The organism is Mesonia aquimarina, from assembly GCF_003667275.1.
Classification (GTDB): Bacteria; Bacteroidota; Bacteroidia; order Flavobacteriales; family Flavobacteriaceae; genus Mesonia; species Mesonia aquimarina.
In genome coordinates this window covers 14292-29752 of the sequence record NZ_RCNV01000008.1, presented here as the reverse complement: position 1 = coordinate 29752, position 15461 = coordinate 14292, and the positions used below count along the sequence as shown (strand labels likewise).

At 35.7% G+C, this 15461-nt stretch carries 16 protein-coding genes and 1 tRNA gene; 8 read left to right on the top strand and 9 right to left on the bottom strand.

Going from position 1 to position 15461, the window contains the following annotated elements:
• Nucleotides 1-2 precede the first annotated feature (2 nt).
• From D9R05_RS10800 to D9R05_RS10785, 4 genes are all read right to left on the bottom strand, one after another.
• Nucleotides 3-659, bottom strand: a complete 657-nt coding sequence (locus D9R05_RS10800; RefSeq protein ID WP_121667243.1) for an HD domain-containing protein — start codon at nt 657-659, stop codon at nt 3-5.
• 72 nt (nt 660-731) lie between these two features.
• On the bottom strand, nt 732-1724 hold the full coding sequence (locus D9R05_RS10795) for an acyl-ACP desaturase (protein WP_121667242.1): 993 nt from the start codon (nt 1722-1724) through the stop codon (nt 732-734).
• A 6-nt stretch (nt 1725-1730) separates the two neighbouring features.
• Complete coding sequence (locus tag D9R05_RS10790; protein WP_121667241.1) at nt 1731-2471, bottom strand: lysophospholipid acyltransferase family protein; 741 nt, start codon at nt 2469-2471, stop codon at nt 1731-1733.
• Between the two features lie 138 nt (nt 2472-2609).
• A complete protein-coding gene (locus D9R05_RS10785; RefSeq protein WP_121667240.1) occupies nt 2610-3020 on the bottom strand; it encodes a BrxA/BrxB family bacilliredoxin in 411 nt (136 codons plus the stop codon).
• 215 nt (nt 3021-3235) lie between these two features.
• Between D9R05_RS10785 and D9R05_RS10780 the strand changes: the two genes are divergently transcribed.
• A complete protein-coding gene (locus D9R05_RS10780) occupies nt 3236-3976 on the top strand; it encodes a TerB family tellurite resistance protein (protein WP_121667239.1) in 741 nt (246 codons plus the stop codon).
• Between the two features lie 130 nt (nt 3977-4106).
• Here D9R05_RS10780 and D9R05_RS10775 read toward each other — a convergent pair whose 3' ends face one another.
• Entirely contained in the window at nt 4107-4589 is a 483-nt protein-coding gene (locus tag D9R05_RS10775) for a thioredoxin family protein (protein WP_121667238.1), read from the bottom strand.
• Nucleotides 4590-4599: 10 nt separating this feature from the next.
• Nucleotides 4600-6948: a TonB-dependent receptor gene (locus D9R05_RS10770; protein ID WP_121667237.1), complete on the bottom strand. Its 2349-nt coding sequence runs from the start codon at nt 6946-6948 to the stop codon at nt 4600-4602.
• Between the two features lie 90 nt (nt 6949-7038).
• Between D9R05_RS10770 and D9R05_RS10765 the strand changes: the two genes are divergently transcribed.
• The 3 genes from D9R05_RS10765 (at nt 7039) to D9R05_RS10755 (ending at nt 9024) form a co-directional block, all read left to right on the top strand.
• Nucleotides 7039-7695, top strand: coding sequence for a metal-dependent transcriptional regulator (locus D9R05_RS10765; RefSeq protein WP_121667236.1), 657 nt, complete (start codon nt 7039-7041; stop codon nt 7693-7695).
• A gap of 1 nt (nt 7696) precedes the next feature.
• Nucleotides 7697-8521, top strand: coding sequence for a ZIP family metal transporter (locus D9R05_RS10760; RefSeq protein ID WP_121667235.1), 825 nt, complete (start codon nt 7697-7699; stop codon nt 8519-8521).
• A gap of 62 nt (nt 8522-8583) precedes the next feature.
• Complete coding sequence (locus D9R05_RS10755; RefSeq protein WP_121667234.1) at nt 8584-9024, top strand: hypothetical protein; 441 nt, start codon at nt 8584-8586, stop codon at nt 9022-9024.
• A gap of 160 nt (nt 9025-9184) precedes the next feature.
• On the opposite strand, the gene feoB is transcribed toward D9R05_RS10755, so the two are convergent.
• The 3 genes from feoB to D9R05_RS10735 form a co-directional block, all read right to left on the bottom strand.
• The gene (gene feoB, locus D9R05_RS10745) at nt 9185-11284 is read right to left on the bottom strand and encodes a ferrous iron transport protein B (protein WP_121667232.1); all 2100 of its coding nucleotides are present in this window, start codon (nt 11282-11284) and stop codon (nt 9185-9187) included.
• Complete coding sequence (locus D9R05_RS10740) at nt 11284-11514, bottom strand: FeoA family protein (protein ID WP_121667231.1); 231 nt, start codon at nt 11512-11514, stop codon at nt 11284-11286. Before D9R05_RS10740 ends, feoB begins: the two co-directional genes overlap by 1 nt.
• Nucleotides 11515-11590: 76 nt before the next feature.
• Nucleotides 11591-12268: an SCO family protein gene (locus D9R05_RS10735; protein WP_121667230.1), complete on the bottom strand. Its 678-nt coding sequence runs from the start codon at nt 12266-12268 to the stop codon at nt 11591-11593.
• Between the two features lie 163 nt (nt 12269-12431).
• Here D9R05_RS10735 and rseP point away from each other — a divergent pair, with 163 nt between their 5' ends.
• The 4 genes from rseP to D9R05_RS10715 all read left to right on the top strand — a co-directional run bounded on the left by rseP (nt 12432) and on the right by D9R05_RS10715 (nt 15268).
• Entirely contained in the window at nt 12432-13766 is a 1335-nt protein-coding gene (gene rseP, locus D9R05_RS10730; RefSeq protein WP_121667229.1) for an RIP metalloprotease RseP, read from the top strand.
• Between the two features lie 478 nt (nt 13767-14244).
• Nucleotides 14245-14502, top strand: coding sequence for a GIY-YIG nuclease family protein (locus D9R05_RS15755; protein ID WP_205589285.1), 258 nt, complete (start codon nt 14245-14247; stop codon nt 14500-14502).
• A 25-nt stretch (nt 14503-14527) separates the two neighbouring features.
• Nucleotides 14528-14601 (top strand) — tRNA-Asn (locus D9R05_RS10720).
• 124 nt (nt 14602-14725) lie between these two features.
• Nucleotides 14726-15268: an RNA polymerase sigma factor gene (locus tag D9R05_RS10715; RefSeq protein WP_240463033.1), complete on the top strand. Its 543-nt coding sequence runs from the start codon at nt 14726-14728 to the stop codon at nt 15266-15268.
• Nucleotides 15269-15461 lie beyond the last annotated feature (193 nt).

The window sequence follows — 15461 nt, the reverse complement described above, 5'->3', positions numbered from 1 at the left end:
AATTAAGCTTTTCCTTCCCATTCATCAAAAAATTGCGCTAGAAAATCTTCCATAAACTGATGCCGCTTTTCTGCAATTTTTTTTCCGGTTTCCGTATTCATCAAGTCTTTTAATTGCAGTAGTTTTTCATAAAAATGATTGATAGTCGGCGCATTTGAGTGTTTATATTCTTCTTTATTCATGTTTAAATTCGGCTGAATTTCGGGATTATAAATCGCTCTGTTTTTAAACCCGCCGTAATTGAATGTCCGAGCAATCCCAATAGCACCCATAGCATCTAGGCGATCTGCATCTTGAATAATTTGAAATTCTATGGAAGAAAAATTAATTTCTTCATTTCTATTTTTAAATGAGCAATAACGTATAATTTTTATGATATGTTCCTGTTGTGCTTTAGAAACCGATAAGGTTTTTAAAAAGTTATCGGCTTTTTTGGGACCAATAGTTTCATCACCCTTATGAAATTTAGCATCGGCAATATCGTGTAGTAAAGCCGCTAGTTTTACCACCAATAGGTCTACTGCTTCTTGCCTAGCGATAAGTAATGCATTTTTATATACGCGTTCTACGTGAAACCAATCGTGCCCACTTTCCGCATTAGCTAATTCGGTTTTCACGAAAGCTTTTGTAGCTAAAATATCTTTTGGCTCTGTGTTCATTTTTACTTTTTACTGAATATAAAAAATCCCCGAACTAATTCGAGGATTTAAAAATAGTTTTTTTGTAACGTGTTACTTAACCATTGCCGGATTCACCCATTTAAAATGCGTGATTTCTTGCGGGATTCTAACACGTTGATTTACACGTTCCATTCTGGCCGGTAATTTCATAATAAAATCACGTGCTTTTTCAGCTTCTTCATTTAAGCCTTGAATTTTATCAATTTCCCAACGATTAATCAAACGCTTCATAATGTCTATATAATCTTGTCCTGTATATACTCCTATACGCTGAGCTGAGTTTGAGAATTCATCAAAAGCAGCTCCCAAACTATCACCGGATTCTCGTAAAAACATGGCCGGCATTACAATTCTATGCTTCATCATATCTTTAAAAGCAAGCATCATATTGCTTGGGTCTATTTTAAAGATTTCATTTACAAATGTGCTATAGGCATTATAGTGACGCATTTCATCACCCGAAATAATTTTACACATTTTTGCTAAGGACTTATTTCCGTATTTACGTGCAAATTTAGCTACGCGATTATGCGAAATGTAAGTTGCTAATTCTTGAAAACTAGTGTATATAAAGTTTTTGTACGGATCACGATCGGTACCAATATCAAAACCGTCATTTATTAAATGTTGCGTAGTACGCTCCACTTCTATCATATCTACACGTCCCGATAAATACAAGTATTTATTTAAGGTGTCTCCGTGACGGTTTTCTTCTCCTGTCCAATAACGAACCCACTTAGACCAAGGTGTACCTCCATCGTGTTGATTAATCCCTTCTACATCCATCAACCAAGATTCATAGGTAGGAAGTGCTTCTTCGGTAACGGTGTCTCCCACTAAAACTACCCAAAAATCATAAGGCAATTCTTTTGCCAATTCTCTAATCTCGGTAACTTCATCAAAAAAAGTATCTTTTTGCGAATTCGGTAAAAAATCTGTGGGTTGCCAAATCTCATCTACCGGAATCAAAAAGTCATCTATAAAACCATTGACTTTAGGCTCCAGTTGCTGCATTACTTCTAATCGAACATTTTTTTGTGGCATAATATATTATTTTGGGAGATGAATATCTCTGGTAATTTCATTTTCTATTTTATCTACTAAAGTTTCAACATCGTGCTCTTGGACCAAAATAGGTTTCTGTACTTTAAAACTAACACTAACGCCTACTGATAAAGGAAACGAGCCATTCTTAACCAATTTCCAAGAATTGTTAATAGTTATGGGTACAATTACCGCTTCGGGACAATATTTAAATAACATCTTTAATCCGTTAGGCGAAAAGCGCTTGGGCATTCCATCACGACTTCTGGTTCCTTCAGGAAAAATAACTGCTGAACGTTTAGTATTATTCAAATATCGTGCAAATCTCTTAATTTCTGGCAAAGATTGCCTAGGGTTTTTTCGGTCAATTAAAATTGATCCGCCATGACGCAGATTATAAGATACACTAGGAATCCCTTTTCCCAACTCTTTTTTACTGATAAATTTTGGATGTAATTTTCGTAAAAACCAAATTATTGGAGGAATATCATACGGACTTTGATGATTGGCCACAATAATATGCGGTAGTTTTTCTGTTATTGGATAATCGCAAGTAAAGGTGATTTTGGTTCCTAAAACATGAAGACATCTAATAAGTCCTAAATTTAAAAAATCGACGCTCTTTTTGTGTGCTTGATACCCAAACACATTGAAACAAATCCATTGAATAGGATGAAAAACAATCAAGGTAAGCCCAAAAAAAAGGTAATATAAAACCGAAAGCGGGTACGAAATAATTTTCTTCATTCAAAGCACTTTGAAAATGCAAAAATAAACCTAAAAATATTGATATTGCTACTATTTACCGAAAAGAAATATGCAAGCATAATAAAAAATTGGCTCTCTATAAATAGACAGCCAATTTTTTAAACGCTTAAAAAGGACTTAGCAATGGTCGTTATAAGCTCCTTTTAAGTTTTCTGCAATCATATCTGCAGGTCTACCTTCAATATGATGACGCTCTAACATGTGTACCAATTCTCCATCTTTAAAAAGTGCCATTGAAGGCGAACTTGGAGGAAAAGGAACCATATGTGCTCTCGCTTTATCGGTTGCCTCTTTATCTACACCTGCAAAAACCGTCACTAAATGGTCTGGTTTTTTTGCGTTATCTAAAGACATTCTTGCTCCCGGTCTTGCATTGGCTGCTGCACAACCACAAACTGAGTTGACAACAACTAAAGTTGTTCCCGGTTTATTAACCGCTAGGTCTACTTGTTCTCCGTTTTGTAATTCTTGAAACCCGATTGCGGTTAATTCCTCGCGCATTGGTTTTACTAATTCTGGTGGATACATATTGTGTTCTGTTTTTTTATAAATTTTATGCAAAGATACCAAATAAGTTGTAGTTGCTTTCAAGATAAGCTACTTAACTAAATAAACAATACTTATAGTAGTATTGTTAAACATAAGTCGTTTAGCCTTCACAATAATTACATAAAATAATCGTATTGAATAAAGTAGCGAAACCTCTCTGAAGGTTTTATATTTGCAACACAATAAGTGCACTTATGATAAAATGGATTGCGGCTGTAGTTGGCCTGTATTACATGAAAATTCCCGGAGCCTTTATCGGCTTTTTTTTAGGCAGCGTTATTGAAGTCTTATTTAAAAGAGGCGCCTCCTCCAGCAACGACGCTTTCCAAATGTTTCAACAAAAAGAACGGGTTTCGCCAGGAGATTTTGAACTAAACTTACTCTCGCTCTGCTCCATTGTTATTAAAGCCGACGGCAGCGTTAGCCAAGGCGAATTGGATTATGTACGTAGTTATTTTGTTCGAGCTTACGGTAAAGAACGAGCCAACGCGACATTTAGAACCTTCAATAATGTAGTGAAAAGTCGTCAAGTCGATGCCGGTAGAATTTGCGCTTATCTACATATGCGCACTACATATGAAGTGCGTTTACAAATTCTTCATTTCCTTTTTGGAATTGCTGAAGCCGATGGAAAAGTAGACGAATCTGAACTACACGAACTTAGTAGAATTGCCGGGTTTTTACGCTTAAACCGAAGCGATTTTGAAAGCATAAAAGCCATGTTCTTCAAATCAGCAGATAAAGCCTATAAAATTCTAGAAATTGATGAGAATGCATCAGACACTGATGTCAAAAAAGCTTACCGAAAAATGGCAAAAAAATATCATCCCGATAAATTAGAGCATATGGATGAAGCCTACAAAAAAGGAGCGCAAGAAAAATTCACACAAGTTCAAGCCGCTTACGAGCAAATTCAAAAAGAACGCGGATTTTAATTAATATCACAACAGGGTGTAATATAAGGAGGTTCACCCCTAGCCAATTTTTTAGGGCGTTCCCTTCGGGCGGGCTTTCCCATACAATCTTTGGCTCATAAAAATCACCAAAGGATTTCCCGTTCAATCCCTAACGCGAAGCTTCGGCAACTAAAAAAGATTGTAAAGACTTAGAGGTTAAATACGTAAAACTTCTGGTTATTACTTTAAAATTCTCATCCAATAAAATTATTGCGGGCAAAGCAAATGGTTTCCCTTCCCTACTCGCTAATAATTTAGCCAATTGGTGCGTGGGATTCCGTTTTTTTTCAAGCTCATCATTATAAAATTTTATCCCGTCAAAATAAATCGTATCAGAAGTTTCCGCATTCATTTTTACCGCATAAAATTCTTCCTTTACCTTCTTCACAACAGCCGAATTTTTAAATGCGTTTCTATCCATTTTTTTGCAATACACACACCAATCTGCATAAAAATATACGAGTGTTTTTTTAGACTTTTGCTGAAGCGAATCTTCTAATTGTTCAAAACTCATCCAATTAATTTCAGCTTTACGTTGTGCCGAAACTGAAATAAACATGAATAAAAAAATGAATGCAATAAAATTTTTCATACACTTCTAGTTATTGGTTATGTAAATTTCCAAAACTGATTCCGAAAAAAAACGTTCTCGGTTGCGCCGGTCCGTAAATATAATCTGAATCTCTCATAGGACCGGTATCAAAATCATCTTGATAACTATTAAGAATATTCTGAACACCCGCAAAAATATTTAGCTGCAACTCATCTGAAAGATCAATATGCTGATTTAACTTTATATTGATATCATAAAAAGGATCACTTTCATTCAATTGTAAAAAACCGCTATCACTAATCACTCTAGGCACCGTCATTTTTCCCGTATAAGTTCCTGTAACATCTACACTTGTTTTTTCTAAAAATTGCCAATTGGTCGTAAAATAACCATATACCGAAGGATTTCTGACAAACTCATCTATTAATATATCCTGCTCGCCCGAGTTTTGCGCTTCATAAAGTACTTGCGTCTCTTTATAATTTGAAGCTTGAAAAGTTCCGCCTACCTGAAATTGAAACGCTGAAGACGGAGAAAGACCGAGCTCCACATTTACACCATTTACAAACGCTCCTTTTCCATTTCTGACCTCTTCTAAGATGGAGCCATTTGGTAAAGTTGCGCCTGTGCTTACTCTGGTAAACGGATCTTGCAAATCGGTATAAAAACCTTCGACCAAAAAATTGGTTTGTAACTTCTTAAAGCTTTTGCTATAGTTTACAGAAAACGTATAGGCATTAGAAAATTCGGTTTCTAATTCATCTGAAAGTATAACAAATTGTGGTTCGCCTCCAACTGAAGAGATATGCAAATCTTCATTAAATGCCTGTGGCGCTCTAAAGCCACGCGCATAGCCTCCACGAAATTGCCATTCTTCTGCCAATTTATAAAGCAAGGTAAGACGCGGACTTAATACGGTTTCTTCAATACTTACCGAACGTGTTATGTTACCAACTTTATAATCTCCACGAACGTTCACATAATCTAAACGCGAACCCAACAGCGCTGTAAATTTATCAATAGGTTTCCATTCATATTGTGCAAACACACCAACAGAGTTTACGCCCTGATCAATTAATCGGTTGTAACCTGCAATCGCATCTTCGGTTTCATTTAAATTATACTCCGCTCCAAGGGTTAATATATCTTGATTTTTAAAATCTAGTGTGAATTGAGATCCCGCTAAAAAAGCTAAATCGCTCGTATTTCCGTAAGCATTTGCAGCAGCAATAGAATCTTGTCTTGTGCGCCCGCCGCCTAAACCTCCATAAAAACTTTTTCTATCAGTATATTGACTAGACGTGTAGACCGAAAAGCGTTTGTTTTCTTCGTTTATTTCATAAGTAAGACCGCCTAAATACGTATTATGGTCTAATTCTTCTGTAATATCGGTAAGGTGCGGAGCTAAATCTAATTGATTTCCACCACGGCGGTATTCTTCTAAAGCCGTAAAATCTAAGGTTATTTTACTCTTTTCATTTGGTTTAAAAAATGCTTTTGTCCCTAAACTGGTATTGGTTAATTTGGTAAGTTCTGTAAAGCCATCATCATTTGCATCAAAGGCGTCACGATCTCGTTTCATTCCAAATACGGTCACGCCGCTTGTAAGATCCTCGCTCACTACTGAAGCATTCATATTTAAGGTTCTATCAGGCACTTTTCCATCTATTAAGCCCATATTTCCTTTTACTTCCCAAGAATTCAACACCGGATCTTTGGTAATAATATTAATGGTTCCCGCAATTGCATTAGAACCGTATAAAGCAGAGCCGCCACTACGAACAACTTCTATGCGATCTAAAATTGAGGTGGGAATTTGCTCTAGTCCGTAGACACTATTGAGGGCACTAAAAACCGCTCGACTATTAATGAGAACTTGCGTATAACCTCCATCGAGTCCGTTTAAGCGGACTTGTGTAAAGCCACAATTTTGACAATTCGTTTCTACGCGAACTCCGGGCTGATAATTTAAGCTCTCTGACACCGAAATTGATTGTGTTGCATTAAAGAGTTTTTCGTTTAATACATTAACCACCACAGGTGTTTCGGTTCTGTTTACTCGGTTTCTAGTCGCGCTTACGACCACTTGTTCTAACCCAAGCAAATCTTCTTCTAACTGAAAATTAAACGTGTTGTCTCCGGCAGTTTTTACTTCAACTTTTTTTGTGATGCTTTTATAACCTACCGCTTGAATTTGTAATGAATAAAATCCGGGTAACAGCGTTAACGTGTAATTTCCATCCAAATCTGCTGCAGTTCCTTTAGAAGAATTTAAAACACTAATATTCGCAAAAGGTATGGGGTTGTTCTTGTGCGTCACGCTTCCCTGAATAGCAATCTGTTCTTGCGCTAACAAAAATGCCGGACATAACATCCATAAAATTAAAAGTTTATTCATTTTTACTTTTTACTTAAATAAATTTTAGACAAAGCTAAAAATTGTTTTTAAATAAAAAAAATGTATTTTTGTTTCGGCTAAAAAATTATCATGACCCTATCTGAAGAAAACTATTTAAAAGCGGTATATCATTTAGAATCAACTTTTCCGGAAGGTGTACCCACAAATGCCATTGCTGAAGAAATGAAAACAAAACCTTCTTCTGCAACCGATATGATTAAACGCTTGGCAGAAAAAGACCTGCTTGCTTACAAGCCTTATCAAGGCGCAAAATTAAATCCGACCGGAAGAAATCACGCAATTAAAGTGATTCGGAAGCATCGCTTATGGGAAAGTTTTTTGGTAGAGAAACTAAACTTTTCTTGGGATGAAGTGCATGAAATAGCCGAACAATTAGAACATATTAAATCTGACAAATTAATACGCGAACTCGATAATTTTTTAGGCAATCCCAAAACAGATCCGCATGGTGATCCTATTCCCGATGAAGATGGAAATATAGAAATAATTCAAAAAAGAGTTTTATCCGAACTTGAAAAAGGAGACGAAGGAATTTGTGTTGGGGTTAACGATTCTTCTTCTGCATTTTTACAATACCTTGACAAAAATGAAATTTCATTAGGCAAAAAAATTGAAATTCTTGAAAAGGAAGAATTCGATAATTCCTTAGTCATAAAAGTCAACGGAAAAAGTATGAGCATTTCCAATTTGGCAGCTAATAATTTATACATAAAAAAATACGCTTAATATGTTAACAGATATTGTCGATTATTTTGAAACCTTAGATCCAATATTAGCGGCTTTTTACGCCACTTTATTCACGTGGATTTTAACGGCACTTGGTGCTTCTTTAGTTTTCTTTTTTAAAGGAATGAACCGCGCACTTTTTGATGGAATGCTCGGCTTTACCGGTGGCGTAATGGTGGCTGCAAGTTTTTGGAGCCTCTTAGCTCCTGGTATAGAAATGAGCCCTGGCGAGGGTTTTGAAAAAACGATTCCCGCTTTGGTTGGTTTTGGTTTAGGGGCGTTATTTCTTTTTGGTCTAGACAAGATTTTACCGCACTTGCACGTCAATTTTAAAATGGATAAAAAAGAAGGCATTAAAACTCCATGGCATAAATCGGTGCTACTTACCTTGGCAATTACGCTACACAATATTCCCGAAGGTTTAGCTGTAGGTGTGCTTTTTGGAGGTGTTGCAGCGGGTTTCAATGGTGCTACTATTGGCGGTGCTGTTGCTTTAGCGCTAGGAATTGGCTTGCAAAATTTTCCTGAAGGTTTTGCCGTAGCTATGCCTTTACGCCGACAAGGACTTAGTAGATGGAAAAGTTTTAATTACGGACAATTATCAGCCATTGTTGAGCCGATTGCTGCCGTATTGGGTGCTTGGGCCGTAATGACTTTTGAACCAATTTTACCATACGCCCTTTGTTTTGCAGCAGGCGCGATGATTTTTGTGGTGGTAGAGGAGGTAATTCCGGAATCGCAACAAAGCAGGTACACCGATATTTCTACACTAGGTTTTATTGGAGGCTTTATGGTAATGATGACCCTTGATGTTGGTTTAGGGTAATGAAGTGAGTCTTCAACTATTACATTAAGTTTAAATTGGTAGAAATTTTATATCTTCCGTTTATGAAAAAATTAATTTTCAGCTTGGTATGCATCGCAACTTTTATTTCCTCCGGAAAGGCTCAATCGGATAGTCTAGCCCAAAAAGCAGAAGAAACAGTATACGCTCCAATTATTGTTGCAAAACTTCAAGAAGGGAAATCATATGAATTTAAGAACTATTGTCTCAATTTTGAGAAAGTTGTGGCAGATTCCAGATGCCCTAGTGATGTCACTTGCGTTTGGCAAGGTCAAGCTAAAATAAGAATGTCATTAGATAAAAATGAAGAACGCATTGAAGAAAAAGTAATTACCTTAAGCAATCCTGAAGAAGAAGGTGCAACCTTTACACTAGGAGAGGAAACCTTCAAAATTTACGGGTTAAAACCTTACCCTACTTCCAAATTAAAAAATAGCGGAACTTTTAATTATTATCTTCAGATAGAAGTTTTAAAAAAGAACTAATGACAACCGCAATCTGATTTTCCGCAGATGCTGGTCTCGCCTTGGGTTGCTTTTTTAGGGCTTTTCCAAAAAAACTTTTTGATTAAAAACCCTACTGCAATTAAAAATGTGGTCCAAACTAAAATTTCTTGTATCATCTTCTTTCTTCCTTTTATTCTATTTACTTTAAAAACTGAAATGCAGCCAAAGCAGCTACATAAGCTATTCCCGTCATAATGACCAATTGCAAAATTGGCCATTTCCACGAGTTTGTTTCTTTTTTCACAATGGCAAGTGTACTCATACACTGCATCGCAAATGCATAGAAAAGCAACAGACTAATTCCACTAGCAAAATTAAATAAAGGACCGCCTAAAATAGGGTTTACCTCTGCTGCCATTCTATTCTTAATAGTTTTCTCTTCTCCACTCCCCACACTATAAATAGTAGCTAATGTTCCTACAAAAACCTCTCTCGCTGCGAAAGAGCTTACAATAGCAATACCAATTTTCCAGTCGTAGCCTAAAGGTTGTACAATGGGCTCAATTCCTTTTCCCATTAAACCGATATAACTATTCTCTAATTTAACGGAAGCTACTTGATTTTCAAAATCTTTAGGGGCTAAATTTTCGCCATAGCGCTCCGTTACGATTTCTTCTGCATTATCAAAATCATCTGTTGGTCCGTAGCTTGCCAGTACCCAGAGTATAATGGAAATGGCTAAGATTATTTTTCCGGCACCAAAAACAAATGATTTGGTTTTTTCAACTACATTAATCCCTACATTTTTTAGCATGGGCAGTTTGTAATCTGGCATTTCGATCACAAAATAGGTCTTGCTTTTTATCTTCAAAATTTTATTTAAAATCCAAGCAGAAAAAACAGACATTCCGAAGCCTAATAAATAAAGTAGCATCAAGGTAATTCCTTGCAAATTGAATACCCCTAAAAAGCGTTCATCTGGAATAACCAAGGCAATGATGATTAAGTAAACCGGTAAACGCGCAGAACAGGTGGTAAAGGGAACCACTAAAATGGTGATTAAGCGTTCTTTCCAATCTTCAATATTTCGGGTTGCCATAACGGCTGGAATTGCGCAGGCAGTACCCGAAACTAACGGGACAACACTTTTTCCGCTTAAGCCAAAACGCCGCATAATCCGGTCCATTAAAAAGACCACGCGACTCATATAACCGCTTTCTTCTAGCAACGAAATAAAGAAAAACAAAAAGGCAATTTGTGGAATAAAAATAACGATACCGCCGAGTCCGGGTATAATTCCTTCCGAAATTAAATTGGTAAAAACTCCCGGAGGTAATGATGTTTTTATCCATTCGCTAAGAGAGGCAAACGTATTATCAATAAAATCCATCGGGTAGCTAGACCAATCATAAATGGCCTGAAAAATCAGCAACATGATGGAAAAGAAAATTACATAACCCCAAATTTTATGGGTCAAAATACGGTCTAATCTAGAACGTAAGTCCTTAGCAGCATTTACATCAACCGTCATTGCTTCCTTCAAAATACCGTTGATAAATTGGTAGCGAACAATGGTTTCTTTTTGTTGCAAGCGTTTTAAATCGCTCTTCTTCTTTGGACTAAAACCGTTGGTGTGCTCAATTTTATTTCGGTTTAAATTTCCAAAATTCACATCTTGGGTAATGACCAACCACAATTTATAGAGCGACTGATTTGGAAATGCTTTTCGCAAGCGATCAAAATAAGTAGGATCTATAGAAGAAGAATTTACACAAGGTTCGGTAGAGATCGTTCCGTACTGTGTGATGAGCTCTTTTAAATTTTCTATTCCTGTTTTTTTACGAGCGCTAACTAAGGCTATTTTTGTTTTAAGGCGTTTTTCTAACAGCTCAATTTCTAAAGAAATTCCTTTTCGCTCCATTCTATCGGCCATGTTTACCGCTAAAATAGTGGGAATTCCCAAGTCTTTAATTTGTGTAAAAAGTAATAAGTTTCGTTTTAAATTTTCAACATCGCTAACTACTACCGCAACATCCGGGTAATCTTTATCGTTTTTATTGAGTAACAATTCAATTACTAAATTCTCATCGAGCGATGAGGCGTTTAAACTATACGTTCCCGGCAAATCAATGATATGCGCTTTTAAACCACGTGGTAATTTGCAGATTCCTTCTTTTTTTTCTACCGTGATTCCGGGATAGTTTCCTACCTGTTGATTTAAACCTGTAAGATGATTAAAAACAGAGGTTTTACCGGTATTGGGGTTTCCTATGAGGGCAACATTAATTTGTTTTGGCATTACTTTACAACTTCAATTTCAATCTGCATTGCGGTGTCTCTTCTAATGGCCAAATGGCTTCCGTTTATATTGAGGTACAACGGATCTTTAAAAGGTGCAATTTGTACTAATTCTACTTCATTCCCTGGAAGACAACCCATTTCTAATAGCTTTAGCGGCACATTATCATTTTCAAAAGTTTTGATAATTCCGCGTTGGCCTCGTTTTAAATCTGCAATTGTCAACTTCAAGTTTATTTAGATTGAATTTAAACAGCGCAAAAGTAACGGAAAAAAATGGCATAGAAAAACCCAAGGCGTTAAAAGGCTATTGACGGTGTTCAATTTTCTTTAAGGTTTGAATATCATCTAACAAGGTTTCAATAGCATCGGGATCGGTTCCATCATAAAAACCGCGTATTTGTCGGTCTTTATCGACTAACACAAAATTTTCGGTATGAATCATGTCATACTTCCCGCCATTGCCTTGTGATTTTGTCACTAAATACGATTTTCTTGCCAGGTTATAAATTTGCTTTTTATCGCCGGTTACTAAATTCCATTTACTTTCATTAACCCCTTTTTTTACCGCATAGCGTTTTAATTGTGCTACGGTATCTATTTCTGGCGTTACGGTGTGGGACAGCAATAAAACCTCATCATCATTTTTTAATTCTTCTTGAATTTGCACCATATGATCGGTCATAATCGGGCAAATACTCTGGCAGGTGGTAAAGAAAAAATCGGCTACATAAATTTTATTATTATAATCTTGTTGGGTAATGGTTTTCCCGTTTTGATTGATCAGTTTAAAATCGGCTATTTTATGATATTTCCGCACATATTGTACGGTAGAATCTACCAAAGTTCGATCTACCATATCCGGCTGATAAATAGGAAGCGAAGGCGCGGGTTTTAATAACTGATAAATAATAGTGATGATAATACTGGAGAGAATAAAAAGTACAATTCCGAAGAATTTATATTTGGCAAAAAATTTAAGCATAATTTGTGTGCTTCTTTAGGCTGCAAAAATACAACCTAAACTTTTTAATTTCAGTGAAAACACGTTAAAAATTACCGTGAAATTTTATCCTTATCGATTATTTTTTTGTAGGCGAATTTAAAAGGTTACTTTTGTGCGATTTTTTATTTAAGAATATCAGACTATGAGTCCATTTATTATAAAAGCAATACAATTATTTTTAAGCCTTTCTATCTTGATTATTCTTCACGAATTAGGTCATTTTATTCCGGCAAAATTATTTAAAACACGCGTAGAAAAATTCTTCCTGTTTTTTGATGTAAAATTTGCGCTCTTTAAAAAGAGAATCGGCGAAACCGTTTACGGAATTGGTTGGCTGCCGCTGGGGGGTTATGTGAAAATCTCCGGGATGATTGATGAAAGCATGGACAAAGAGCAAATGGCAAAACCACCCGAGCCTTGGGAATTTAGAAGCAAACCGGCTTGGCAACGTCTTATTATTATGTTGGGCGGGGTAACGGTAAATATTATCTTAGGCTTTCTTATTTATATGATGGTTTTATTTGTTTGGGGAAGCAACCAAATAAGTAATGAAGATATACCTGAAGGTTTAGCAGTCTCTCAAAATATACAACAATACGGATTTCAGGAAGGCGATCGTATTTTAAAAATTAACGATACAGAACTAGACAATATTTTAACCAAAAGAAACGGGTTAAAAATCAATCAGTATTTAATGATGCGCAATGTAAGTTCTGTAGAAGTATTACATCAAAACGGAAATAAAGAGCAACTGAACATCCCTGAAGATATCGGAAGTCAACTTTTTAAAGCCGGCGACATGTTTCCGTTTAGCTTAAAGCTAGATCCGGTAATAGATAGCGTTGTTGCCAATACCAATGCTGCAAAAGCAGGCATACAAAAAGGAGATAAATTTTTGAGTGTAAACGGAGAACCCATCGCTACTTGGCAAGACTTTAAAAGTTATGTTGAGGATTTTGATGGAGAACAACTTCAGTTAAGCATTAATAGTAATGGCGAAAACAGAACGCTAGAAGTAGATTTATCTGAAGACCGAACTATTGGCGTTTACCCGGTAACCAATATCAACATAAAAGAAAAGTCGTACACCTTTGCAGAAAGTGTAAGCGGCGGATTTAGCTTTGCCTACTGGACCTTGCATGACTATGTGGCGCAATTTAAATATGTCTTCACCAAAAAAGGAGCTACCCAAGTCGGCGGTTTTGGCGCTATAGGAAGCATGTTTCCCGATGCATGGGACTGGCAAGCCTTTTGGATGACGACCGCTTTAATTTCAATTATCTTAGCCTTTATGAACATTTTACCGATTCCTGCGCTAGATGGCGGTCACGTGATGTTTTTATTGTATGAAATGATTACGGGAAGAAAACCAAACGAAAAATTTATGGAGTATGCCCAAATGGTTGGTTTCTTCATTCTCATTGCCTTAGTCCTTTTTGCCAACGGAAATGATATTTACCGATGGTTATTTGAATAAAGAACCTAGACTGCTTCGCTGCAAGAACCAAGAAACAAGACTTAATTGTAATTAATTGATAAACTTATGCTTTTTACGGAATCTTCATTTTGGCATATCAAAAGTTTATTGTGAAATTTTAAGAAAAGTCCCATAAAATTTCAGACCGTTTGAGCCTGTTAAAACAGGCTTCAAAACAGTGTTTTTTAAAAGCACATTCCTAAAATTTAGATAAAGTTTCTTTAACCTAGGTTTTCCTATCTGCCGGCAGCAGGTTTGATTTTTTTTTCATCAATGAAAAAAAGTGAATCGATAAAGTTATTTAGAAAAGGTGTTGTAAAAAAAATTCAAAAAAAAGTTTTGGCAATTTAAAAAAACATTTATATTTGCATCCGCTTAGCACTGGTAACGGTACAAAAGCAAAAACATAAACTCCTCTTTAGCTCATCCCGATAACTATCGGGAGGTTAGAGCAAAAAAGGAAAAGTTCTTAAAAATAATGTTTTATGTTTACATTCTATACTCGAATAGTTTAGATAAGTTTTATGTTGGAGAAACTGAAAACTTAGAAGAACGGCTGAGCCAACATTCAAGTGGATTTTTTAAAAATTCATTTACAGCAAAAGCTAATGATTGGATTTTATTTTTAAAAATTAAAGCCAATTCAAGAATACAGTCTAGACAAATAGAGCGACATATAAAACAAATGAAAAGTTCAGTTTACATCAGAAATCTTAAAAATATCCTGATATTGTAACAAAACTGAAATTAAAATATAACCTTCCTCTTTAGCTCAGTTGGTTAGAGCATCTGACTGTTAATCAGAGGGTCCTTGGTTCGAGCCCAAGAAGAGGAGCAAAAAAAGCCTTTACAGAAATGTAGAGGCTTTTTTGTTTTATAAATTTTATAGACCAAGAAGACTTTAACTCACTAAAATTCTATTTTAGTGCAACATTTCTATTTTTTATAAGTTATTGGAAATGCTAGTTATATTCATGGAAAATAAAAAACTTATAAAAAGATTAAAAAAGGGTGACCAAAAAGCATTCAAAAAAGCTTATTGCTTATACTACCCTAAATTGATTCATATTGCTAAAAGATTTAAGTTCAAATTTCTTAGCCCTGATGATTTCGCACAAGAAACCTTTCTCAAACTCTACAAAAACAAATCACAATTAAATGAAGATGTCCTTTTTGACAAACAACTTTTTGTGATTTGCAAAAACATCATTATTAACCACCTAAAGAGAGAAAATAAAGTTATTCCGCTTGGCAAGCTTAGTTTTACTATTGAAGCCCCTGAAGAAAGCAATACATTTGAGGAGCAAGAGCATAAGAAAAAACAGCTTCACGTATTGCTAACTCAACTCCCGCAACAGCAACAAAAAATCTACAAATTGCATAAGCTGGAAAACTATTCGTATAAAGAAATAGCTGAAATTACCGGACTCTCTCATAAAACGATTGCCAATCATATTTACCTAGCCCATAAATTTCTTCAAAAAAAAGTTTCAAGCGCTTAGGAACTTTTCATTTCTCGTTTGTCATATAAGTAAATGATAAAACAATGAATGCTCAAATTTTTGAGACTTCAATTAAAAGTGAAGAGGAGGCAAGCTATTTATTAAGTTTACTTAGAAAGAACATATCTGACGCCCTCATTCAATTTAATTTTAAACCCGGTTATTCTATTTTGACAGTTAAATCCAACAGGGA

Coding starts and splice junctions, on each gene's coding strand:
- D9R05_RS10715 (WP_240463033.1), top strand. CDS start 14,726: ATGCTAGTTATATTCATGGAAAATAAAAAACTTATAAAAAGATTAAAA.
- D9R05_RS10790 (WP_121667241.1), bottom strand. CDS start 2,471: ATGAAGAAAATTATTTCGTACCCGCTTTCGGTTTTATATTACCTTTTT.
- D9R05_RS10760 (WP_121667235.1), top strand. CDS start 7,697: ATGTTAACAGATATTGTCGATTATTTTGAAACCTTAGATCCAATATTA.
- D9R05_RS10770 (WP_121667237.1), bottom strand. CDS start 6,948: ATGAATAAACTTTTAATTTTATGGATGTTATGTCCGGCATTTTTGTTA.
- feoB (WP_121667232.1), bottom strand. CDS start 11,284: ATGCCAAAACAAATTAATGTTGCCCTCATAGGAAACCCCAATACCGGT.
- rseP (WP_121667229.1), top strand. CDS start 12,432: ATGAGTCCATTTATTATAAAAGCAATACAATTATTTTTAAGCCTTTCT.
- D9R05_RS10735 (WP_121667230.1), bottom strand. CDS start 12,268: ATGCTTAAATTTTTTGCCAAATATAAATTCTTCGGAATTGTACTTTTT.
- D9R05_RS15755 (WP_205589285.1), top strand. CDS start 14,245: ATGTTTTATGTTTACATTCTATACTCGAATAGTTTAGATAAGTTTTAT.
- D9R05_RS10795 (WP_121667242.1), bottom strand. CDS start 1,724: ATGCCACAAAAAAATGTTCGATTAGAAGTAATGCAGCAACTGGAGCCT.
- D9R05_RS10765 (WP_121667236.1), top strand. CDS start 7,039: ATGACCCTATCTGAAGAAAACTATTTAAAAGCGGTATATCATTTAGAA.
- D9R05_RS10785 (WP_121667240.1), bottom strand. CDS start 3,020: ATGTATCCACCAGAATTAGTAAAACCAATGCGCGAGGAATTAACCGCA.
- D9R05_RS10775 (WP_121667238.1), bottom strand. CDS start 4,589: ATGAAAAATTTTATTGCATTCATTTTTTTATTCATGTTTATTTCAGTT.
- D9R05_RS10780 (WP_121667239.1), top strand. CDS start 3,236: ATGATAAAATGGATTGCGGCTGTAGTTGGCCTGTATTACATGAAAATT.
- D9R05_RS10800 (WP_121667243.1), bottom strand. CDS start 659: ATGAACACAGAGCCAAAAGATATTTTAGCTACAAAAGCTTTCGTGAAA.
- D9R05_RS10755 (WP_121667234.1), top strand. CDS start 8,584: ATGAAAAAATTAATTTTCAGCTTGGTATGCATCGCAACTTTTATTTCC.